General features: G+C 29.6%; 21 protein-coding genes. 4 read left to right on the top strand and 17 right to left on the bottom strand.

What is annotated here, in order from left to right:
* The 11 genes from rpsP to FBE87_RS03440 form a co-directional block, all read right to left on the bottom strand.
* Window positions 1-228, bottom strand: a complete 228-nt coding sequence (gene rpsP, locus FBE87_RS03490; RefSeq protein WP_002852274.1) for a 30S ribosomal protein S16 — start codon at window positions 226-228, stop codon at window positions 1-3.
* 64 nt (window positions 229-292) lie between these two features.
* Window positions 293-1,630, bottom strand: coding sequence for a signal recognition particle protein (gene ffh, locus FBE87_RS03485; RefSeq protein ID WP_002852163.1), 1,338 nt, complete (start codon window positions 1,628-1,630; stop codon window positions 293-295).
* 67 nt (window positions 1,631-1,697) lie between these two features.
* Window positions 1,698-2,450: an RluA family pseudouridine synthase gene (locus tag FBE87_RS03480; protein WP_002852134.1), complete on the bottom strand. Its 753-nt coding sequence runs from the start codon at window positions 2,448-2,450 to the stop codon at window positions 1,698-1,700.
* A complete protein-coding gene (waaA, locus tag FBE87_RS03475) occupies window positions 2,431-3,588 on the bottom strand; it encodes a lipid IV(A) 3-deoxy-D-manno-octulosonic acid transferase (protein ID WP_002852277.1) in 1,158 nt (385 codons plus the stop codon). The genes FBE87_RS03480 and waaA overlap by 20 nt, the downstream gene beginning before the upstream one ends.
* On the bottom strand, window positions 3,585-4,301 hold the full coding sequence (locus tag FBE87_RS03470) for a zinc ribbon domain-containing protein (protein WP_002852139.1): 717 nt from the start codon (window positions 4,299-4,301) through the stop codon (window positions 3,585-3,587). Before FBE87_RS03470 ends, waaA begins: the two co-directional genes overlap by 4 nt.
* Window positions 4,302-4,310: 9 nt before the next feature.
* The gene (locus FBE87_RS03465; protein WP_002928405.1) at window positions 4,311-5,036 is read right to left on the bottom strand and encodes a Nif3-like dinuclear metal center hexameric protein; all 726 of its coding nucleotides are present in this window, start codon (window positions 5,034-5,036) and stop codon (window positions 4,311-4,313) included.
* Window positions 5,023-5,886, bottom strand: coding sequence for a glycine--tRNA ligase subunit alpha (gene glyQ / locus FBE87_RS03460; RefSeq protein ID WP_002852069.1), 864 nt, complete (start codon window positions 5,884-5,886; stop codon window positions 5,023-5,025). Before glyQ ends, FBE87_RS03465 begins: the two co-directional genes overlap by 14 nt.
* 11 nt (window positions 5,887-5,897) lie before the next feature.
* A complete protein-coding gene (locus FBE87_RS03455) occupies window positions 5,898-6,434 on the bottom strand; it encodes a DUF3972 domain-containing protein (RefSeq protein WP_002852251.1) in 537 nt (178 codons plus the stop codon).
* 9 nt (window positions 6,435-6,443) lie between these two features.
* Window positions 6,444-6,938, bottom strand: coding sequence for a 5-(carboxyamino)imidazole ribonucleotide mutase (purE, locus tag FBE87_RS03450; protein WP_002860021.1), 495 nt, complete (start codon window positions 6,936-6,938; stop codon window positions 6,444-6,446).
* Complete coding sequence (locus FBE87_RS03445) at window positions 6,939-8,192, bottom strand: peptidase U32 family protein (RefSeq protein WP_002852318.1); 1,254 nt, start codon at window positions 8,190-8,192, stop codon at window positions 6,939-6,941. It lies immediately after the preceding gene.
* The gene (locus tag FBE87_RS03440; RefSeq protein ID WP_002852254.1) at window positions 8,189-8,884 is read right to left on the bottom strand and encodes a chemotaxis protein; all 696 of its coding nucleotides are present in this window, start codon (window positions 8,882-8,884) and stop codon (window positions 8,189-8,191) included. The genes FBE87_RS03445 and FBE87_RS03440 overlap by 4 nt, the downstream gene beginning before the upstream one ends.
* A 202-nt stretch (window positions 8,885-9,086) precedes the next feature.
* Between FBE87_RS03440 and glnA the strand changes: the two genes are divergently transcribed.
* Window positions 9,087-10,517, top strand: a complete 1,431-nt coding sequence (glnA, locus tag FBE87_RS03435; RefSeq protein WP_002858636.1) for a type I glutamate--ammonia ligase — start codon at window positions 9,087-9,089, stop codon at window positions 10,515-10,517.
* Window positions 10,518-10,583: 66 nt separating this feature from the next.
* On the opposite strand, the gene flgG is transcribed toward glnA, so the two are convergent.
* The 5 genes from flgG to FBE87_RS03410 form a co-directional block, all read right to left on the bottom strand.
* The gene (flgG, locus tag FBE87_RS03430; RefSeq protein WP_002852142.1) at window positions 10,584-11,375 is read right to left on the bottom strand and encodes a flagellar basal-body rod protein FlgG; all 792 of its coding nucleotides are present in this window, start codon (window positions 11,373-11,375) and stop codon (window positions 10,584-10,586) included.
* 30 nt (window positions 11,376-11,405) lie between these two features.
* On the bottom strand, window positions 11,406-12,218 hold the full coding sequence (locus FBE87_RS03425; RefSeq protein WP_002868406.1) for a flagellar hook-basal body protein: 813 nt from the start codon (window positions 12,216-12,218) through the stop codon (window positions 11,406-11,408).
* A 155-nt stretch (window positions 12,219-12,373) separates the two neighbouring features.
* Window positions 12,374-13,486 carry a cell division protein FtsZ gene (gene ftsZ, locus FBE87_RS03420; RefSeq protein WP_002852071.1) on the bottom strand — a complete coding sequence of 371 codons (1,113 nt, stop codon included), beginning with the start codon at window positions 13,484-13,486 and terminating at the stop codon, window positions 12,374-12,376.
* A 15-nt stretch (window positions 13,487-13,501) separates the two neighbouring features.
* Entirely contained in the window at window positions 13,502-14,890 is a 1,389-nt protein-coding gene (ftsA, locus tag FBE87_RS03415) for a cell division protein FtsA (protein WP_002859607.1), read from the bottom strand.
* Window positions 14,887-16,377, bottom strand: a complete 1,491-nt coding sequence (locus FBE87_RS03410) for a peptidylprolyl isomerase (RefSeq protein ID WP_100621771.1) — start codon at window positions 16,375-16,377, stop codon at window positions 14,887-14,889. The genes ftsA and FBE87_RS03410 overlap by 4 nt, the downstream gene beginning before the upstream one ends.
* 158 nt (window positions 16,378-16,535) lie before the next feature.
* Here FBE87_RS03410 and rsmH point away from each other — a divergent pair, with 158 nt between their 5' ends.
* Together rsmH and FBE87_RS03400 are read left to right on the top strand one after the other, a co-directional pair.
* Complete coding sequence (rsmH, locus tag FBE87_RS03405) at window positions 16,536-17,474, top strand: 16S rRNA (cytosine(1402)-N(4))-methyltransferase RsmH (RefSeq protein ID WP_072224443.1); 939 nt, start codon at window positions 16,536-16,538, stop codon at window positions 17,472-17,474.
* Complete coding sequence (locus tag FBE87_RS03400) at window positions 17,474-18,412, top strand: hypothetical protein (protein WP_002868409.1); 939 nt, start codon at window positions 17,474-17,476, stop codon at window positions 18,410-18,412. Before rsmH ends, FBE87_RS03400 begins: the two co-directional genes overlap by 1 nt.
* Here FBE87_RS03400 and FBE87_RS03395 read toward each other — a convergent pair.
* On the bottom strand, window positions 18,400-18,891 hold the full coding sequence (locus FBE87_RS03395; RefSeq protein WP_002852223.1) for a hypothetical protein: 492 nt from the start codon (window positions 18,889-18,891) through the stop codon (window positions 18,400-18,402). The two genes, FBE87_RS03400 and FBE87_RS03395, sit on opposite strands and share 13 nt — an antisense overlap.
* Before the next feature lie 149 nt (window positions 18,892-19,040).
* On the opposite strand from FBE87_RS03395, the gene FBE87_RS03390 reads away from it, so the two are divergent.
* A complete protein-coding gene (locus FBE87_RS03390; RefSeq protein ID WP_168977223.1) occupies window positions 19,041-22,793 on the top strand; it encodes an Eco57I restriction-modification methylase domain-containing protein in 3,753 nt (1,250 codons plus the stop codon).
* Window positions 22,794-22,795 lie beyond the last annotated feature (2 nt).

Below are 22,795 nucleotides of genomic sequence, written 5' to 3'. Positions count from 1 at the left end.
TTATTTGCTAGTGATAGAAGCAACTTTATCGCTAAGTTTTGCACCAACGCTTTTCCAATAAGCTAAACGCTCTGCATCAACTTTAATTACTTCAGGTTCTACCATAGGATTATAATACCCAATACTTTCTATCCAACCACCATCACGACGTTTTCTACTGTCCGTAACTACAATACGATAAAATGGTCTTTTGGTTCTACCCATTCTTGTAAGTCTAATAACTGTCATTTACACTCCTTAAAAATTAAAAATTTTATTTATAGATACTATAAAAAGTATTTATAAATAAAATTTAAAACTGTCTTCTAGCTTGACTCATCATTTGTGTCAAACTTTCCATTCCTTTTTTACCTGAAAATCTTTTTGCAAGTTTTGCTGCATTGCTAAATTGTTTTAAAAAACGATTGACTTCTACCTGAGAAAGACCTGCTCCCTCTGCTATACGACGCTTTCTAGCATTATTTAATAAATCAGGATTTTCTCTTTCTTTTGGAGTCATTGAAGAAATCATTGCTTTAATGCGTATGATTTCTTTAGAATTATCCAAATCTATATCTTTTACCGCATTTGCCATTCCACCAAGTCCTGGTATCATACCGATTAAAGACTTCATACTTCCTAATTTTTTAATACTTTCCATTTGGTTAAGAAAATCATTAAAATTAAATTCACCTTTTTTAATTTTTTGATTGAGTTTTTTAGCCTCTTTTTCATCAATAATCGCAGCAGTTTTTTCAGCTAAAGTTGCCAAATCACCCTCACCCATAATACGACTTACTATACGATCTGGTATAAAAACTTCTAAATCTGCTACTTTTTCACCCACACCAATAAATCTTAAAGGAATACCGATTTGTTTTGCTATACCTAAGGCTACTCCACCTTTAGTATCTGCATCAAATTTTGATAAAATTACCCCACTGATACCTAAAACTTCATTAAAACTAGCAGCAGTCTTAACCCCATCTTGACCACTCATTGCATCAGCAACATAAAAAATCTCATCAGGATTTAAGACATCCTTAACTGCTCTTAACTCATCCATCAAAGCTTCATCTATAGCCAAACGTCCAGCAGTATCCACAAGCAAAACATCCACCATAGAACTTTCAGCCTTTTTTAAAGCCTCTTTAGCAACCCTAATAGGATCTTTTTCATTTTCTATGAAGAAAAGTTCAATTTCATTAGCTTCACAAAGTTGTCTTAGCTGCTCCACTGCCGCTAAACGCTGTAAATCACAAGCTGCAACTAAAACTTTTTTATTGCGTAATTTTAAATAATTTGCAAGTTTGATAGTGCTTGTAGTCTTACCGCCCCCTTGCAAACCTGCCATTAGAACTACTGTTGGGGGTTTAGAAGCAAAAACAAAACCTTGATTTTTGCCATTGACACTTAAAATATTTTCTAAATTTATTTTAATGGCATTTAAAAATTGTTTTTGACCTATTCCGTTTTGCTTTGCATCTTCTTCTATCAAAGTCAAAAGCTCTTTAGTTACCTTATGGTGAACATCTGCTTTTAAAAGAGCTTTTTTTAAGGTTTCTAAAGCGTTCTTAAGTGCTTTTTCATCATCAACAAAACGTAATTTATTAATCGCTGATTTAAAAGATTCGCTGACTAACTCAAACACTTTATCACCTTTCTATAAAATTTTTAAATTAAACCTTGCATTATACAAAATTTTTTCTTAAATGGCTTTAAAAATCTAAATTTTTTATATCAAAGCCAAATTTTGCAAAACCACTATCTAAATTAGCCCTAAAATGATAATTAAAAATTTTAATTTCATAGCTATGCAAATACATTCTATCGCTTGAAATTTTAGCATATTTTTCATCACCTACAACGCCATGTTTTATAAATTTAGCATGCACTCTGATTTGATGAGTTCTACCTGTTTGAATAACTATTTTTGCTAAGGTTTTTTTTGACTGCATCATGATAGGAGTAATGATACTTAAGGCACTTAAACCATCTTTTGAAACTTTACTTAACGCCCCGCCTTTTACTTTTATAGTAAAAATAGGTTCATTCACTTCAACCTCTTCAGCCAAAACCCCATCTAAAACCGCAATATAACTTTTATAAACCCTGTGTTTTTTAAATTCTTCTATACAAAGCTTTCTAAAATCTTCATCTTTACAAAGCAAAATCACACCACTTGTTTCTTTGTCTAAACGATTTAAAAGCTTGGCATTAAATTTTTTCTCTAAATCTTCACTCACATAAGCATAAGGTTTATTAATAGCAATAATCTTATCATCTTCAAAAATAATTTGAGGATTTTTAGCTTTTATCACATTAAATCTTGCCTTATCGCTCATCAAAGCTCTAGCAACCACAACTTTTTTTCCATATGAAAAAACACAACCCTTATCAATCAAATCTTTAGCTTCACGATTTGAAATTTTTTCTTGCAAAGCTAAGAGTTTATAAGCTTTTTCTTGCATCAATTCCCTTTTGTATAGTTTGTATGATAAGATCTAAATTTTCTTTTTTGGAAATTTTAGCTTTTAAATTTAAATAATGAACTTTATCATTTAAATCCTTTAATTTTTCACAAAAATATACATTTTCCACTTCTTCAAACAAAACCTTTTGATTGTGAATAAATTTCCCACTGATTAATACATTGTCAAAATATGCCGCTTCTATAGGATTGTGTCCTCCTATGCCTTCTATGAAAGAACCTCCAAGCACAACAACATCAGAAATTGCATAAAAATTTACAAGCTCCCCTAAAGCATCTAAAAGCAAAATTTTTTTAGAAAATTTCTTATTTTCATCTTTTAAAGAACTAAATTTTTCAAATTCTAAACCTTTGTTTAAAAGCAAATTTTCAACTTCTTTAAAACGTTCAGGGTGTCGTGGGGCGATAATGAGTTTTTCATTTTCTTCTAGTTTAAAATGATCAAGCAAAAGCTCTTCTTCATCTTTATGCGTACTGGCAAAAATGATAAGTTTTTCCTTAGGTTTGGTATAAATTTTATTATTTTTAATTTCTAAATTTGCCTTAATATTTTTAAAAATTTTAACATTTTTAGCTCCCAAACTTTCAAGTCTTGCTTTATCTAAATCACTTTGAGCAAAAACTTCATCAATATAAGAAAAAATTTTTTTATAAAAAAAAGAAAATCTTTGATAAGAATGATAAGACTTATCAGATATTCTCGCATTAAGCAAAATAATCTTAGCCTTATAAATACGTGCCATAAAAACAAGCATAAGCCAATATTCTGCTTCAAAAATTACCAAAACCTTACAAGGCTTAAGCCAAAAAGGCAAAAAATTTTCAAAAGCAAGATAATTTACCTTTTTACAAAATTCTTTTGCACATTCAAAACCTGTTTGAGTAATAGTAGTTATTCTTGAATCAAATTTCAAAACCAAAGCTTTAATACTTCTTACCTCCCCGTAAGAACAAGCATGAAAATGTACATCAGCTTTTTCTTGATGTAAATTTTTATAAAGAAAAAATCGAGATTTTAAACTAATTTTGTATTTGGATTTTAAAAAAGAAAGTAAAAGAATAAAGACGGCACAAAATAAAAATGCCGTCCAAGTTAAAAAATAATAAAAAAAGATCAATTTTGTTCTTCTTGCTCTTTATAAAGAATTCTTCCGCAATGAGGACAAGTTACAATCTCTTCACCTTTTACAACGGACAGATAAGTCTTATCGTAAATTTTCATAAAACATCCATAGCATGCTTGTTTTTTAACAGGAACTACAGCAGTATTCTTCGCCCATTTGCGAATTTTCTCATAAAAACTTAAAACTTTTTGATTCATCTCACTCACAAGTTTAGTTTTTTTATCATAAACACTCATTCTATCTTTTTCAAGAACTTCCATTTCAGATTTAATGCTTACTCTAATCTCGTTAATATTTTGCTCTTGTTTGATTTTTTCTTCTTCAAGTTCTTTTTTATAAGTTTCTTTATTCTCTAAAATTTTATCTAGTCTTACAATCTCATCATTTGCAGCGTCTAATTGCTCTTTTGCAATATCTTCTTCAATTTTTAAAGCATTAGCTTCTTTTTCTGTTTTTACCACACCACTTTTTTTAGAAAGATCTTTAATTTTTGCTGAAAACTCGGAAATATGAGCATTATTTTGTATTTTTTGATTTTCTATATCTTTGATTTCTTCATCGATTTTTTCTAAATCTGCGTTGATTTTTTCTATTTTTAACTCAGCATCTTTTAAAGTCTTATTAATACTGTCTATTTTTGGTTCATAACTATCAATTTCTTGATCTATTTTTGATAAAAGCACTAATTGTTCGAGATATTTATTCATTTATTTTCCTTAAAAATATTGAAATGGATTTTTTGAAACTGTTATTATAACTTGTAGCGGCAAATTTTTCAAGTCTTTTGCTAAACATTGAGAAAAATATCTCTCACTTTCAAAATGACCCAAATCAATAAGACTGATTTGATTACTAAGCGCCTCTAAAGCTTGATGATATTTAAAATCTCCACTTAAAAAACAATCCGCATCTACTTTAGAAATTAAATCCCCGCCACTTCCAGTACATATAGCAATGCGCTTAATGTCTTTTTTGCCACAATCACTTACACGTAAAATTTGCAAATTTAACTTTTTTTTCACCCAGTCACACAAAGCTTCAAAAGACATAGAATTTTCCACATAAATTAAAAATTCATCTTTAAAAGAAATTTTAAAACCTAAAATTTCTTCCGTAAAATAAGTATTTAAATGACTTAAATCGTAATTTGTATGCATACTGATTAAAGAAATATTTTTATAAATCATTTCTTTGATAAAAGCCCTAGGATAAGTCTTGTCATATAAATCTTTTAAACCTTTAAATATCAAAGGATGGTGTGTGATAATTAAAGAATTTTCACTCGCTTCTTTAATGATATTTTCATCAATATCTAAGCTTAAATAAACAGTTGAAATTTCACTATCCCTATCTCCAAGCAAAATTCCACTATTATCCCATGATTCTTGGATATTAAAGGGACTTAATTGATCTAAAAAATTATAAATTTCACTCAGCTTCATTTAAATTTTTCTTATAAATTTCAGCACAATTTTTTGAAAGTTCACGAATTTTTAACATATAATCTTGTCTTTGTGCTACAGAAATTGCTCCTCTTGCATCTAAAAGATTAAAAGTATGTGCAGCAAGCATACAATAATCATAAGCAGGTAAAGCTAGTCCTTGTTCTAAAATATTTTTACATTCTTTGTAAGAATTTTCAAACTGCTCATTTAAGATTTTAACATCACTTACTTCAAAATTGTATTTACTAAATTCATATTCACTTTGCTTATGCACATCTGCGTATTTAATTTTTTCTCCATTAAATTCACTCCAAACTATATCATAAACATTATCAACATTTTGAAGATACATGGCTATTCTTTCAAGACCATAGGTAATTTCAGCACTTACTAAATCTACTGCTATACCGCCAACTTGCTGAAAATAAGTAAATTGAGTAACTTCCATACCATCAAGCCATACTTCCCAGCCTAAACCCCAAGCACCCAAACTTGGACTCTCCCAATTATCTTCAACAAAACGAATATCATGACTTTTTAAATCAAAACCCAAATTTTCAAGACTTTTAAGATATAATTCTTGGATATTATCAGGACTAGGTTTAATTAAAACTTGAAATTGATAATAAGCACCTAAGCGATTAGGATTTTCACCATAACGTCCATCAGTAGGCCTTCTACTTGGAGCCACATAAGCAGCTGCCCAAGGTTTTTTTCCTAAACTTCTTAAAAAAGTTGCTGGATGAAAGGTTCCTGCACCTGCTGGCATATCATAAGGTTGCATAATCGCACAACCTTGCTCTTGCCAATAATTTTGTAAATTAAGTATCATTTGTGAAAAAGTCATTGTATCTCTCTTTATTGTTCCATATTTTCAATAGGTTTTTCTAAATTTTTATTCATTTCCAAATCAGGCTCTGTCTTAGCTCCAAAAATTTCTGCAGTTTTACTCCACATTAATTTATATTTACGCTTGAGAAATTCTATCTCTTCACGCGCATGTTTTAACTCATTGTTTAAGGTTTCTATAGTTTTTCTATCTTCATCATAAAGCTCTTGCATAGAATAAAGGGCATCTTTTAAAAATTTATTTTCATTTTTTAATGCTTCAAGTGTTTCATCTTTAGCATCTAAAACTTTTTCATGTAAATTTAAAATAGTTCCTATTGTTTTTTCAACAAAACTTTCTCCTGCTAAAGTCATTGAATTTACCATTGCAGTTTGAGATTTTGCAGAACTAGGCACTACACTAAAAGTACCTTGATGGGCTTCGATGTAAATTTTACCCTCTTCTTCTTTAAAATTTAAAGCCCCATTGGCCATCATACCCTTAACCACATCTTCATTTAAATGCACAAGTTTACAAAATTCTTCAAGTTCAAGATAGGTTTGCATTTTTATCCCTTATAATAAAACTTCTACTTCTTTTGAATCAGATACAAGTTTTTTTTCTTTTTCAAGACGATCTTCTTTAAGCTTTTGTGCTAAATCAACATCATAAATAGCTAAAATTTGCATAGCCAAATAAGCAGCATTAATTGCTCCAGCCTTACCAATAGCTAAAGTTCCTACAGGAATTCCACTAGGCATTTGCACCGTAGAAAACAAAGAATCCATACTTGCAAGATTACTTCCTGGCATAGGCACTCCTAAAACAGGTTTTGTTGTATAAGCTGCAACAGCTCCAGCTAAATGCGCTGCCATTCCAGCTGCTGCTATAAAAACCTTCACACCTTTTTCTTCAGCATTTGCAATATACTCTTTTGTTCTTTTTGGACTACGATGAGCTGATGAGATGATAAGTTCATACTTTACACCAAAACTTTCTAAAGTTTTAGCAGCCTCTTTCATAGTCTCATAATCACTCTTGCTTCCCATTAAAATAGAAACAAAATTCATCTATATTTCCTTTCTTAAAAAACTTAATGCACTGATTTTATTTGGTAATTGGATTTCATGTTCATTACCGCTATGAATTTCGCTAAATTCTTTATTGTTTTTAGCAATAAGTTTTTTAAACTCTATAAAATATTTACCCTCTTTTTGATAAATTTTACCTAGTTCATTATCGCAAGTTTGAATCACATCGCCTAAAGGGGTTAAAATTTCATAAGGCGTGTTTAAAACGATTTTCCCTTTACATTTAAAAAATCTTCCATCTTCGCTTATAGCATGCACTTGATGAGAACCTTCTTCTATGCTTGTATTATGATTTTGCGTGTCGGTTTTTTCTAAAGGACGCGAAACAAGATAGCCATCTGTAAAACCACGATTTTTAAGTGTAGCAATCTCTTTTTCATACTTACTTGACTCAAATTTACCCTCTAAAGCATCTTGTATGGCCATTTTATAAGTCCTTGTTGTAAGCGCAACATAATATTCGCTTTTAGTACGCCCTTCTATTTTAAAAGCACTGATACAATTTTCTTGCATGATTTTTTCTATATAAGAACAAAGATTTAAATCTTTAGAATTAAAAATATGAGTACCATTTTCATCTTCTTCTAAACGAAATAAAGTGCCATTTTCTGGATTTTTAGCATAAAGCTCATAATTAAATCTACAATCATTTGCACAAGATCCACGATTGCTCATTCTTCCACTTTGCACAGAGCTTATTAAACAACGCCCTGAATAAGCAAAACACATAGAACCATGCACAAAAGCTTCAAGTTCAATATCGCAATTTTCCTTTAAAGCTTTAGCGTCTTTAAGCCCTAATTCTCTGGCAATTACAACCCTTTTAGCACCCATATCCTTATAAACTTGAGCATCTAAATAATTTAAAATATTTGCCTGAGTAGAAACATGTAAAGAAATTTCAGGTGCAAGTTCTTTAACAAGACGCATAGCTCCAACAGAAGCTACAATAAAAGCATCAGGTTTCATCTCGCGTAATTTTAATATATGTCTTTTTAAGCCTTCAATTTGAGAGCTTAAATGAAAACCATTTAAAGTAACATAAATTTTCTTACCACGCTCATGAGTATATTTGATAGCTTCTTCAAAACTTTCATAATTAAATTCTCTTGCAGTGCGTGATCTTAAAGAAAAATTATTCACACCCGCATAAACCGCATCTGCGCCATAAGCTAAAGCAATTTTTAATTTTGTGAAATTTCCTGCAGGAGCTACTATTTCAGGAATGATCATTTTTGCCCTAAACTTGCAATTAAAGCTTCTATATCATCATTACTTACAACATCAGCAGTACTATCACCTTCAATATGCACTGCAGAACTTACACGTTTTTTATCATCAATTTTACCTTCAAATAAGGAACTCATATAACGGCTTAAAGCACGCATTACATTAATAACACGTTCGATTTTTTGACGATGTATATCTTGATACTGCATTGCATCCATTGCCATCATCACTTCATCTTGTCCGCTTTGAAGATTTCCGACAATCTCCTTAGAACTTTTTTTAGCTTGATTGTTTAATTCTAAAGCTTCACTGAAACTTTCCACATTAGGAAATTTTTCATTAAGTTTAGAAAAAATATCAATATTTTTTTCTATTGCTTTATTTATTTCTTTGAGTAAACTTTCAGAATCCGCAAAAAAATTATTAATACTTTCAAGCTTATCCATCATTTCCGTTGCTTTAAGCTCGCTATCTTTTGTAACATCATCTAACTGATGTACAACTTTATGCTCCTGATTTGGTGGGGGTGGTGGCCATACTACACTAGGATTAGGTTTGTAATCAGCTATTTTGACATCTTCTAACATCAAAGCATCTTCTTCGGTATTCGATTCTTCGGTTTTTACCTCTGCTTCTGTCTCTGAATCAAGATCAACATCACCATTCATCAAAGCATCAAGCTCTTCTTGAGTCATTTTTTTCCCTTTTTTAAATCTAGATTTTCAATAATTGCTCAAAATTATAATCAATTTTATCTAAAACAAAAATATAAATTTTTATTTTTTAATCTTTTTAAATTAAATTTTTAAATTTATTAAAAAAAATATATTAATTAAATCTTAATTAAAAATTTTATGATATAATTTTATAAATTTAATTACATAAAGGAGTAAAAATATGGGAAAATTTGTTAATAATATAGATGATTTTTTCAAATTTTGCAAACAAAATGAAGTGCTTTTTGTTGATTTTCGTTTTACAGATATGATAGGAACTTGGCATCATATTACCTATAATCTTCATGCAATCAATGAAGAAACATTTCAAACTGGCATTCCATTTGATGGAAGCTCAATTCATGGATGGCAACCTATAGAAAAATCAGATATGATTTTAAAACCTGATGCTCAAAGTGCTTTTTTAGATCCTTTTACGGCTGATCCTACTATCATAGTATTTTGTGATGTGTATGATATTTACAAAGGACAAATGTATGAAAAATGTCCAAGAAGCATAGCAAAAAAAGCAATAGAACACCTTAAAAATAGTGGCATAGCTGATACTGCTTACTTTGGACCAGAAAATGAATTCTTTGTTTTTGATAGTGTAAAAATAGTTGATACTACTCATTGTTCTAAGTATGAAGTTGATACCGAAGAAGGAGAGTGGAATGATGATAGAGAATTTACCGATAGCTACAATACTGGACACAGGCCAAGAAACAAAGGTGGATATTTTCCAGTTCAGCCAATTGATTCTTTAGTAGATATTCGTTCTGAAATGGTTCAAACCCTTGAAAAAGTAGGTCTTAAAACTTTTGTTCATCATCATGAAGTTGCACAAGGACAAGCTGAAATAGGAGTAAATTTTGGCACGCTTGTAGAAGCAGCTGACAATGTTCAAATTTATAAATATGTTGTAAAAATGGTAGCTCATTTAAATGGCAAAACTGCCACTTTTATGCCAAAACCTTTATACGGAGATAATGGCAATGGTATGCATGTTCATATGAGCTTATGGAAAAATGGAGTAAATTTATTTTACGATAAAGATGGATACAGTGGACTTAGTCAAACTGCTATAAATTATATAGGTGGAATTTTAAAAAATGCTAGAAGTGTCGCAGCTTTTACAAATCCAAGTTCCAACTCTTACAAAAGAATAGTTCCTGGCTTTGAAGCTCCTTGTATTTTAACTTATTCTTGTCAAAACAGATCAGCAAGTTGTCGCGTTCCTTATGGCATAGGTAAAAATTCAGCTCGTATAGAAATTCGCTTCCCTGATAGCACTGCTAATCCTTATTTAGCTTTTGTTAGTCTTTTAATGGCAGGTCTTGATGGAATCAAAAATAAAACCATTCCTGTGGGTCCTATGGATGAAAATTTATTTGATCTTACTTTGGATGAAATACGTGAAAAAGGGATAGAGCAATTACCGCATACTCTAAGAGGAAGTTTAGAAGCTTTAATCCGACATAATTCTTATTTAAAACCTGTAATGAGCGATATTTTTATCGATGACTATCAGCATTTAAAATTTGAAACACAAGTTTGGCCAGTAGAAGCTCGTCCAACTGCTTATGAATTTAAAACTTGCTACTCTTGCTAAAAATTTAATGGCGTTTAACACGCCATTAAACTAAAAAAGAATTAAAAATTATTTATTTTATATCAACTATCGCTTAAGCTGATTTACAATTCCTAGCATATCATCACTTGTTGTAATTGCCTTAGAACCCGCTTCATAAGCTCTTTGTCCTGTGATAAGATCTGTCATTTCTTCAACAAGCTGAACATTACTAAGTTCTATAAATCCATGTCTTATTGTTCCAAGCCCATCTTGTCCTGCTATACCCGCAACAGGTGCACCACTTGCTCCTGTTTCGAGATAAAGATTATCACCCATAGAATGAAGACCCGCTGGATTTATAAACTGAACTAGCTCCACTTGGCCAATTTGAGTTTCTTGTTGCTCCCCTGGCAACATTACAGAAACGGTTCCATCTGTAGCAACATTAATTGCTGTTGCGCCTTCAGGTATTGTCATTTCAGGTAAAAGTCTATAACCATCTGAATTTACAATATTACCTTCATTATCTTTTGTAAATTGCCCATTTCTAGTATATCCTATAGTGCCATCAGGAAGTTGTATTTGAAAAAACCCATTACCTGCAATAGCCATATCAAGACCATCAGTACTTGTTGATTTTAAATTTCCTTCAGTAAAAACTTTAGTTACCGCTGTTGGACGCACACCCACACCCACTTCTATACCCGAAGGAGAAAGAGTAGTAGCTGAAGTTGAAGTTCCTGCATACTTCATAACTTGATACATAAGATCAGCAAATTCTGCGCGACTTTTCTTAAAACCTGCTGTATTAACATTGGCGATGTTATTTGAGGTAACATCAATTTGTGTTTGCTGTGCTACCATTCCCGTAGCAGCAGTATGAAGTGATCTCATCATTTTTAATCCTTTTTTTTATTTTATTTTAAATTATTTAACAGATGCAAGCTTATTGATAGCTTCTTGATTTAAGTCATCCATATGAGCTGTCATAACTTTTTGATACATTTCTACCATTCTGTTTGCTTCAATCAGTCCTACCATTTCAGTAACTGGATTAACATTTGATCCCTGAGAAAAACCTTGGCGAATAGCATTGGAGTTTTCCAAATCTCTAATGCGGGTTAGATCATCTATTTTATAGACATTATCCCCATCTTTTTGCAAAGCTCTTATATCATCTACTTGTGCTACAAATAATCTTGCATTTTGAGCTCCATCAACCTCAATGCTTCCGTTTTTATCAACGCTAATTTGAACAGCACCATTAGGAATGCGTATGCCAGCATTCTGAGGATTATTAAAATAATCACTACTTAATACCTTGTATCCTTGCTTATTTACCAAATAACCCTCATCATCAAGTTGAAAATTTCCATCTTTAGTTAATCTTACTTCTCCATCTTTGGTTTGAACCAAATAAAAAGCATCTTCTCTAGTCATTGCCAAATCCAAAGGATTGTTTGTGGCCTTTAAAGAACCTAGGCTAAAATCCGTATATTCTTGAGAAACTTGTGGGATTCCATCTATTGTAGTATTTACAAAACGAGATGCATCTCTTGTGTGATTTTCTATAGGCAACTCATCCTGAGTTTCTTTAAAAATCCTTTTAAAATCTGCAATAACCACATCATCTCTTTTGTATCCGCTTGTATTAATATTGGCAAGATTATTAGTAATCACATCAAGTTTATTAAACTGAGTTACCATTCCGCCAGTTGCTTGATAATATCCATTTTGCATATTTTCACCTATAAAATTAAGATTTTATAGCTATAAAAGCAAAGAGTGTTCCAATTTTTAAAAACAAAGAAAAATAAATATTTGAAAGATTATTAGGAGAGAATTTTAAACTATAAAAAGCAAGATTTGACTCAATCTTGCTTTAAAAATCAATTTTAATCCATTTGACGACGCAAGAAAGTTGGTGTTTCAATTTGCGCCATTATCTCTTCATCGTAACCACCGCTTACCTTTTTAAGACTTAAATAAGGATTTTTCTTAGAAGCTTGAGCTTCTTCGGTAGATTTTTTAGCTACTGTATCTTTATCTTCAAACCCTGTCGCAATAATAGTTACTTCAACTCTATCTTCCATGCTATCATCTGTGGTAGAACCAAAAATAATCTTAGCATTTTCATCAACAATTTCTTGTATACTATTTGCTGCTGCCGAAATTTCAAACAAAGAGCAATTAGAACTTGTTTTAAAATGTAAAATAACTCCCTTGGCACCTTTAATATCCATTCCATCAAGCAAAGGAGATTCTATAGCGTTTGAAAGAGCCTCTTCTATAGCATTTTCACCGCTAGCACTACCAACACCCATAAGCGCGAGTCCGCGATGACTCATGATGGTTCTTACATCCGCAAAGTCAACATTAATATCTCCATTATCAAGTAAGATAGACACCATACCTTTTACAGCACGAGCTAAAATATCATCAACCAATCTAAAAGCATCTTTAATGCCTGCTTTTTTATCAATAATGCTCAATAATTTTTCATTTTGAATTACAAGAATAGAATCACTTTCTTTTTTAAGCTCAAGGAGACCGCTTTCAGCAAGTTTTTTTCTTTGCTTTCCTTCGAATGCAAAAGGCATAGTTACAACAGAAACAGTTAAAGCTCCAATCTCTTTAGCTGCTTGTGCAATAACTGGAGTGGCACCCGTTCCAGTACCTCCACCAAAACCTGAAGCAATAAATACAATATCACTTTGACTAAGACTTGCTTTTATTTCTTCAAAACTTTCTCTAGCACTTTCTGCACCTACTTCAGGAAGCATACCAGCGCCCAAACCTTTAGTTTTTTTCTCGCCAAGTTGAATTTTAGTTTTTGCTAATGAAATTGAAATAGCTTGTGCATCAGTATTCGCTGCAATTAAATCAAGATCATTTAATCCCATTTTAACCATATGGTTAATCATATTACCGCCACCGCCACCGCAGCCTATAACCTTAATTTTTGCACCTTTATTATGTTGCATTTCTTCTACTAAAAATTCACTCATAAAAATTTCTCCTTGTTAAAATTGATTCATAATTTTATGCCAGATATTTGAAAAAACACTAGGTTTTTTTTCTTTTGGCTCTTTAAAATCTAATTGTTCTTGTATTGCAATTGTATCATTTTCTTGCAAATTTTCATCAAAAAAATCAGATTTTATTTCACTTTCTGTATCTTTTTGCAAAACAATATCTTGTTTAATTTGACGATTAAAATTTTCAATTTCCCCTTTATATCTTAATTTCTCATTAGAATCAAGTTCATAAGGCGTAAAATATCCCGCTCCATATAAACAAAGTCCTATAGCACAAGTATTTTCAGGATCATTAAAAATTTCACTAAAACCAGTAATCAAATCTTTTCTTGCAGTAGCCAGTCTAACTGAGCGATTATCAAATGTTGCAGGAGCTAGCTCATCAATACCTGCTAACTTAGTCATTCCACCTGTTAAAACAACTCCGCCACCTATAGCATTGGCATAACGATTATCACTTAAGATTTTTGCCAAAATCATCAAAGTTTCTTCCGCTCTTGCATAAATTACGTTTGAAATAATATCCAAAGAAACTTCATTAACTTTTCTTTCATCACCCATTGAAGGAATTTGTATAAGGGTATTAGGCTGTTGTGAAAGAGCTGCATAATTAAGCTTGATTTTTTCTGCTTCTTTTAAAGGTGTATGCAATGCCATTGATAAATCTTGGGTGATATTAATCGAGCCAATTTGCAAACAATCATTATATCTAATTGAATTTCCAGTATGAACAACCATATCACAAATCGCTCCACCCATATCAATCAAAACAGCACCTAATTCCTTTTCGCTATCATCTAAACAAGCTATAGCTGAAGCATATCCTGAAAGAACTATATTATCCACTCTTAAATCAGCTAATTCAACTGCTTTCTTAAGATTTTTAATATGAGATTCTTGTGAAATCACTATATGGGTTGAAACTTCTAAACGATTACCACTCATTCCCAAAGGATCATCAACATGTTCAAGATCATTAACCTTAAAATTATAAGGCAAAACATGGATAATTTCATAACCACTTGGTAGATTGGCAGTATGCTTAGCTGTACTTACAGCACGATGAATTTCTTTAATGCCTATTTCATGATTTGGAATATTAACAACACCTATGCTATCAACGCTTTTAGTATAAGCACCTGATATAGACACCACAACCCTATCATAATGAACTCCGCTCATCATCTCAGCACTTCTAACAGCCTCTTCAATAGATTTAGAAGCAAGCTCTATATTGGTAATGGCACCTTTTTTAACCCCGTTGGTTTTCGACTTGGAAAAACCAATAATTTTTAATCCATCTTCATCTTTTTGAGCAATAATGGCACAAGTCTGGGTTGAGCCTAAGTCAATTCCTAATATATTCAAAATCAATTCCCTTTATAATAAATTTTTATCGGATATATCTTTTTAAGTTCATCAACAAGTTCTTGCTTAAGCTCATTTGCTTTTAAATTTTGCAAATTTTGTTCAAGCATAGCTTTGTATTGTTCAAATTTATCAGAGTTCATATCTAATTTTTGTTTATTTATTTTATATAATATTGCTTTATTGTCATTAATGACCACATAAGAACTATTTTGATCAGTATTAAATACATTCATTAAAAAATAAGCAAATTCAGAATCGTTTAATATTTTATCGCTAACCTTTACACTCTCGCGAGAACTATCTCGACTTACAAAGCCTATATCATCGCCTTTAAAATTTACTAAACTATTTTTAGCTTTTTCTTCTAAATTTTTTCTAGCTTGTTCGCTTAAATACATAGGTAAAACTTCTTCTCTAGCTTCTTCAAAAGTTTTATTTCTTATAGGATCTACTTTATTTAGTTTAACTATGATATATCCGTTATTATAAGGTACTGGCCGTAAAACATCTCCATTTTTAGCTTTATTCAAAAGATCAATTGGATAATAAACATCAGATTCACTAATATTTTGATCTTTTTGAAAATTATCTTTCCCATTTTTTAAATCTAAAAATTTAGCATTAGCCACATTCTTTAGTTGCATTAAGGCGTAATCTTTAGCAACTTCATTTTTAGCAGACTGAAAATCCATCACTTTACCTGCAAAATCTTTATATTTTAGTTTATTTTCATCTTGATTATAAAATTTTTCTAATTCTTTGTCGTCAATTTTCTCATTGCTAACTGGCAAAAAATAAGTTGAAATTTCATATATTTTTTTAGTTTTATAATCTTCTTTATGTTCATTCCAAAGCTTTTTTAAATCCTCTTCGTTAATCTTAATATTTTTTTTGTCATAATCAATTTTTGCAATACTTAAAGCATCTTGCATGAAATAACTAGAAGCTAACATTTTTAATTCCTCATCTTTGCTAGGAATATTAAAAATTTGATTAAGTTTATCGGTAATTACTTCATTTGCAAGTTGTGTTTCATAATCTTTTGGAGCTAAATTATTGGCATTTAAAAGTTCATAATAAATTGTTTTGTTAAAATCCCCTGTAGGATCTTGAAATTCTCTAGTATTTGCAAGTTTTTGTAAAATTTCATTCTCGTTCACACCAATACCCAAATCTTTGGCAAAATTTAACAAAAGCTTATCTTCAACAAGAGAGCTTAAAGCTATATTTTTAATGCCTAGTTGCTCAGCATTTTCTGGAGTTAAAGCACCATTGCTAATTTGATTATAATAACTTAAAATTTGTCTATATCTAGTATCAAATTCGCTAAAACCTATCTTTTCATTTCCTACAGTTGCAACACTCGAACTTCTATTGAGATTAAAATCATAAGCACCCCAACCTAAAAAGCCAGCGCCAACAAAAGCTATAGTACTAACCCATATAGTAACAACAAGATATTTTTTGTGATGTTGCATCCAAGTAAGCATATCATTCCTTGATTAAATTTAAACCAGATATTGTATCGTAGAAGTGTTTAAGTGGAGTTTAATTATAAAATTTTTACCAAAAAATATTTGTTCTTTAAATTTTATGATTTTTACAATGAAATTTAGTTATAATTATAGTTTATAAAAATTTATTAGGATTGATTTTGGAAATTCCTCATATCCCAGTTTTACTTAATGAAGTTCAAGAGATTTTTAAAAATCTTAAAACAGGTTATTTTTTAGACTGCACTTTAGGATTTGGCGGACATAGTGAAGCTTTGCTTAAAAATCATCCTGATCTTAAATTCATTGCTTGTGATCAAGACCAACAAGCTTTAAAATTTTCTAAAAAACGTCTTAAAGATTTTCGCAATAGGATAACTTTTATGCAAAGTAATTTTAGTGAAGTTTTAGAAAAAATTTCACATAAAGAAGAATTAAGAGGTATTTTAGCAGACATTGGAGTTTCTTCATTTCAGCTTGATAATAACGAAAGAGGTTTTAGTGTAAATTCTGACTTTTTGGATATGAGAATGAATCAAAACTCCAAAATATCAGCTTATGAGATTATTAATACTTATACAAAAGAGCAATTAACTTCCATTTTTAAAGATTATGGAGAATTACATGATGCACATTTTATTGCTGAAAAAATTTGCCTAGAAAGAAGTAAAAATCCAATCAAAAGCGCCAAAGAGCTTTATCAAATCATAGGAAAAGGTAAACAAAATCATAGAAAAATTTCCAAAGCTACTTTAGCATTTCAAGCCATTAGAATAGAAGTAAATCAAGAACTTAAAGTGCTTAAAGATTTTCTTGAACATTTAGAAAATTTAAAACCAAAAAATTGCATTTTAGCTATCATTAGCTTTCATTCTTTAGAAGATAGAATAGTAAAACAATTTTTCAAAAAATGGTCAAAAAACTGCATTTGTAATGAAAAAATAATGCGTTGCGAATGTGGAAATAACCATAGCCTAGGACAAATAATAACTAAAAAAGCTATAAGTGCGAGCAAGGAAGAACTTTTAAAAAATTCTCGCTCTAGTTGTGCTAAAATGCGGGCTTTTTATTTTAATAATTTGGACAATAAATAATGCTAGAAGATGATTTTATAAAAGAACGCCAAAACATACGCCAAAAAATGCTGAAATTTTCTCGCGCCATAAATCAAGGCAAACCGCTTGATGATGATTTAAGAGATGAAATTTCTAGCGATGATATTTTAAGACGTCGTTTTAAAAAAAAGACTCCTAATAAATTCTTAGAAGAACTCGATGAAGAGTATGAGTCAAAACATACTAAAAAATCAAATATATATTTAAAAGAAGATCTAATCAATGTTAAATTAGAAGAAAAGCAATCTCTTGCTAAAAAAATTTTTTCCAAAATGAAAGAAAGAAGAAAAGAAGAAAATAAAAAAACTAAAAAAAATTTTTTATTTAGCAGAAAAAAAGCAAACGAAATAAAAAATATCCAAACCAAAACACAAATTCAAACAAAAAGCAATCAAGCTACCACTCAAACAAAACAAGAAAAAAAGGGACTTACAAATTCTATAGAAAAAATTCAAAAAACAGAAACTAAAATACAAAAACCTCTAATTATAGAAAAAAAACTAGATGTTAAAAATCAACCTAATATCAAGAAAAGTTTAGAAAATTTACAAAAAAAAATAACACCACAAGAAAATAAACAAGAACTTCCAAAACCATCTAATCAAGCTCAAGAAAAACAACAAAATGATGAAGATGCTCAAAAGGCAAAAAATATTTTACTAGAAGGCTTCTCTAATGCTACCAAAGAAGATAGAAACCTAAACTTCAATCATCTTCTTTTTGCAGCTTTACTTGTTAGTTTTGCATTATTTTTATTTGCCCCACAAATTTATATTAGAAATCAAATTTATTATCTTAGTAGAGAGATTGCTACATTAAGAACAGAAGAAAGTGTTTTAAACGAGGAAAATAAAGACTTAAAAAGAAGACTTGAAAATATGCGATTCCAAAATCAAATTTTAGATTATTTAGAATGAATAATCTTATCTAAAACATACTGCTCTAAATTTGCTTTTGGAATTTCTTCTTTTAAAGCTTCTTTATAAAATTCACCCGCCATTGTAGAGTACTTTTCATAAGCAAAATAAGGAAAGTGTAAAGCCCAGGCTTTTTGTATTATTTTTTTTGAGATTATTTTGCGAGTATAAACTTTAAAAATATCATATCCTATAAATACACAAGCAGTAACCATAACAGCGCTCACTATGCTTATATGAAAGTCAAGCTTTGTTAAAAAATAATGAGTAATCAAAAGCAATGGCAATAAAATCACAGCGCAAAAAACACCAAAATAAATATAAGAATTTAGAATTTTGAAATTAAAATTTAGCTTAGAAGGATCTACAAGCATTCCATCGTTAAAAAGTGCATTTGCCTCTAATAAATCTCTTATAAGAACAGGTTGCTCTGATACTTTAAATAAAAAACGAAGGCTAAATTCTTTAAATTTTTTCATAATCCACGCTTTATTTTTTAATTAAAATTTTATCCAAAGAAAATTAATTCCAACTAAAAAATCATTTTCATAAATAAGCACAAGTCTTTAAAGTTTTTTAGATATAATTTAAAATGTCAAATTTTTAAAAATACTTTAGAAAGAAAGCCATGAATTACTATCAAGAACTTAAAAAATACCTCAACAATAATCTTTTTACAAGCTATTCTTTAGAAATTGACTTTCCTAAGATTTATAATTTCAACGCAAATCAAAAAGCCTTTAGAGATATTTTAACTAAAATTACAAAAATTTACGACAAAAATAAATTTATAAAACAAAACGAACATCAATTTGAAGATGAATTTATATCAAAAGTATTAGAAATTTTAGGGTGGTGCTTTGTAAGACAAGATGAAAAAATCATACAAGGAAAATTGGAAAAACCTGATTTTCTACTTTTTAGCAATGACAAATTAAAATCAAAATACGAAAATTTAGACAAAGAAACAAAAAAATCAAGCAATGATTTCACAATCATTTTAGAGTCAAAAGCTTATAATATAGAAATAGACAATAAAAAAGTAAAAGACAACCCTCACTTTCAAATTCTAAGATATCTAGGCAATCTTAAGAAAAATTATGGTTTTTTAACCAATGGTAGATTTTGGCGTTTTTATGATAATTCTATACTGAATTCAAACAAAGTTTTTTACGAAATCAATCTAGAAAAAATCATTGAAGATCAAAATATTGAAGCTTTTGCGTATTTTTATAGTGTATTTAGCGCTTTTAATTTCACAGAAAAAGAAGATCATTTAGAAATAACTCTACAAAACAATAAACTTTCAAAAATCAAAATAGAAGATGATTTAAAATCTATCATTTACGGAACCAATGGAAATGAATCTTTATTTGAATTCATAGGCTCTAGAATTTACAATAAAACAAAGGCGGATTTAAAACTAATCTATGAAAATTCTTTATATTTTATCTTTAGACTTTTATTTATTGCTTATTTTGAGGATAAATTTGAAATTATACTAGAAAAACATAAGTATTTTAAAAGTAAAATCAGTCTTAGAACCTTACTTGAAAATTTACAAGAGGATGAAAGCTCAAGTGGTGGTTTTGGAGAACTTGAAAATATTTTCAACATTTACAACAAAGGCAAAGGCAATTTTGATATGCCTGTTTTCAATGATGGGTTGTTTGATGAGAGTAAAACCGCTCTTTTAAGCACACCAAAAATCTTTAATGATAAAGATTTAAAATTCATTTTAAACCAATTATTAAATTTTAAAGATAAAAATCTAAGCTTTAAAAGAGATTACAAAACTTTAAGTGTAGAACATTTAGGCACGATTTATGAAGGCTTGCTTTCTTATTTTTTTGAAATAGCAAATGAAGATATTTACTATGTAAGCTATAAAGAAAAATCAAAAGAAATAGAATGTTATTTTGATAATTATGATTTTAAAATTTTAGAAAAATCAAAAAAAGTAGAAAAATACACCTTTTACAAAAAAGGACAAATTTATCTTAAAAATTCTAGTAATTCAAGAAAATCAACAGCAAGCTTTTATACACCTCAATTCATAGCTAATTTTTTAATCCAAAGTGCTTTAAAAGACAAACTAAACAATGAAAACATTTTGAAATTTAAAATACTAGACAATGCTTGCGGTAGCGGGCATTTTTTAGTTGGAGTTTTAAATGCTATTACACACATTGTTTTATCAGATTTTGATCATTTTACAAATTTAAAAGAACTTTATGAAGAAGAAAAAGAAAATATTTTAAACTATATAAAAGATTTTGTGCAAGACTATGAAGTAGATGAGAGTGATATTTTAAAACGACTTTTACTAAAACGCATTATTTATGGGGTGGATTTAAACCCTTTTAGCATAGAGCTTACTAAACTTAGCCTTTGGATAGATAGTTTTATCTTTGGAACCCCACTTTCTTTTATAGAACACCACATAAAGTGCGGCAATGCTTTGATCAATTCTAACCTAAGTGATTTTAAAGATTTGATAAAACAAAACTCAAGCAACCTTTTTACAAATTCCATAACACAAGAATTTGAAATTTTACAAGAAGTATTTGAAAAACTTGATAATCTAAAAGATACCAACGAAGAACAAATCAAACAATCTAAACAAATCTATCAAAATGAAATCACACCAAAACTTGATAAGTTAAATTTATATCTAAACTATATCAACACGCTTCATTTTGTCAACAAAGAAGAATTACAAATTCTAAAAGCCCTAAGTCAAGATGATATACAAAATTTAAGCCAAAATGAACAAGCAAAAGCTATCATTAGCAAATATCAAAAAGAATTTAATTTCTTTAACTATGAGTTAGAATTTCCTGAAATCGTAGAAAATCAAGTCTTTAAAGGCTTTGATATCATCATAGGTAATCCACCTTGGGATAAAACTAAATTTAGTGATAGTGATTTCTTTCCGCAATATAAAAGCGATTATAGAAGCTTAATCGCTAGCAAGAAAAAAGAAATTCAAGATAATTTGCTAGCGAAAGATTATATAAAGCAAAATTACGAAAAACAAAAAGCATATATAAATGATTTAAGCGAGTATTATAAAAAAGCCTATCCTTTAAATAAAGGCAGTGGAGATGGAAATTTGTTTCGTCTTTTTGTAGAAAAAAATCTTTCTCTTTTAAAACAAGATGGAAATTTAGCTTATGTGCTTCCTAGTGCTTTGATGTTTGAAGATGGAAGCTTAACTTTAAGAAAAGAAATTTTAGAAAATAAAACTTTAGAGTATTTTTATAGTTTTGAAAATAGACAAGCTATATTTGCTGATGTGGATTCAAGGTATAAATTTGCTCTTATGCTTATAAAAAACACGCAAGCAAATCACACTCATAAAATCAAAATGATGTTTTATAAAACAGATATAAACTCATTAAAAAACAAAGATGAAATTTTAACTCTAAATTTAAAAGATATCAAAAAGCTAAGCCCAACTCACCTAGCCTTAATGGAGTTAAAAGACAAACAAGCTTTAGAAATTCTAAGAAAATCTTATAATGCTTTTCAAAACTTGTCTTTTGATTATATAGATTTTAGAAGAGAACTTGATATGACAAACGATAAAGATTTGTTTATAGAAGAGTTTAGGGAAGGACTTTTACCCTTATATGAAGGTAAAATGATACATCAATTTGATGCAAATTTTAGCCAAACTACTTATTTTTTAGAAAAGGCTAAATTTGACGAGCGATTAAAAAGTAAAGAACTTTATAGAGCTAAAAAAGCTACTGGGAAAGAATTAAATCCTAAATTGATAAAATACGATAGAGAATTTTTTAGACTTGGATATAGAAAAATTTCAAGAGATACCGATGAGAGAACTTTGATAGCTTCTTTATTGCCAAAAAATTGCGGTGGAGCTGATAGTACTTATAGTAACATTCCAAAACAATATGTTTTAAAAGATGATGTAATTTGCATGGATATAGTGCCTTATGAAAGAATTTTATTTGTTTTAGCTTTGTTTAATTCTTTAGTGGTTGATTTTATCATAAGAAATATGGTACAAATCAATGTAAGCAAATCTTATTTAGAAAGAATTCCCCTGCCTCAACCAAGTGATGAAGAAATTCAAAACAATGAAATTTATAAAACCCTCGCTAAAAATGCTTTGCTTTTACAGCTTTACAATGATCAAAATCATCATTTTGATGAGCTAAAACAAGAATTTAATATAAAAAATGAAGAAATTCCAAAAACTAAAAAAGCTTATGATATCTTAAGAGCAAAAAATGATTTATTGGTTAAAGAACTTTATGGTTTAAGTGATGATGAATTTTCTTACATGATAAGCACTTTTAAAGTTTTAAATGAAAAGCAAAGTGAATATATAACCTTGCTAAAAACTATATAAAT

This window comes from Campylobacter sp. CFSAN093246 (assembly GCF_012889415.1).
Classification (GTDB): domain Bacteria; phylum Campylobacterota; class Campylobacteria; order Campylobacterales; family Campylobacteraceae; genus Campylobacter_D; species Campylobacter_D jejuni.
This window is presented reverse-complemented; position numbering and strand designations above follow the sequence as displayed.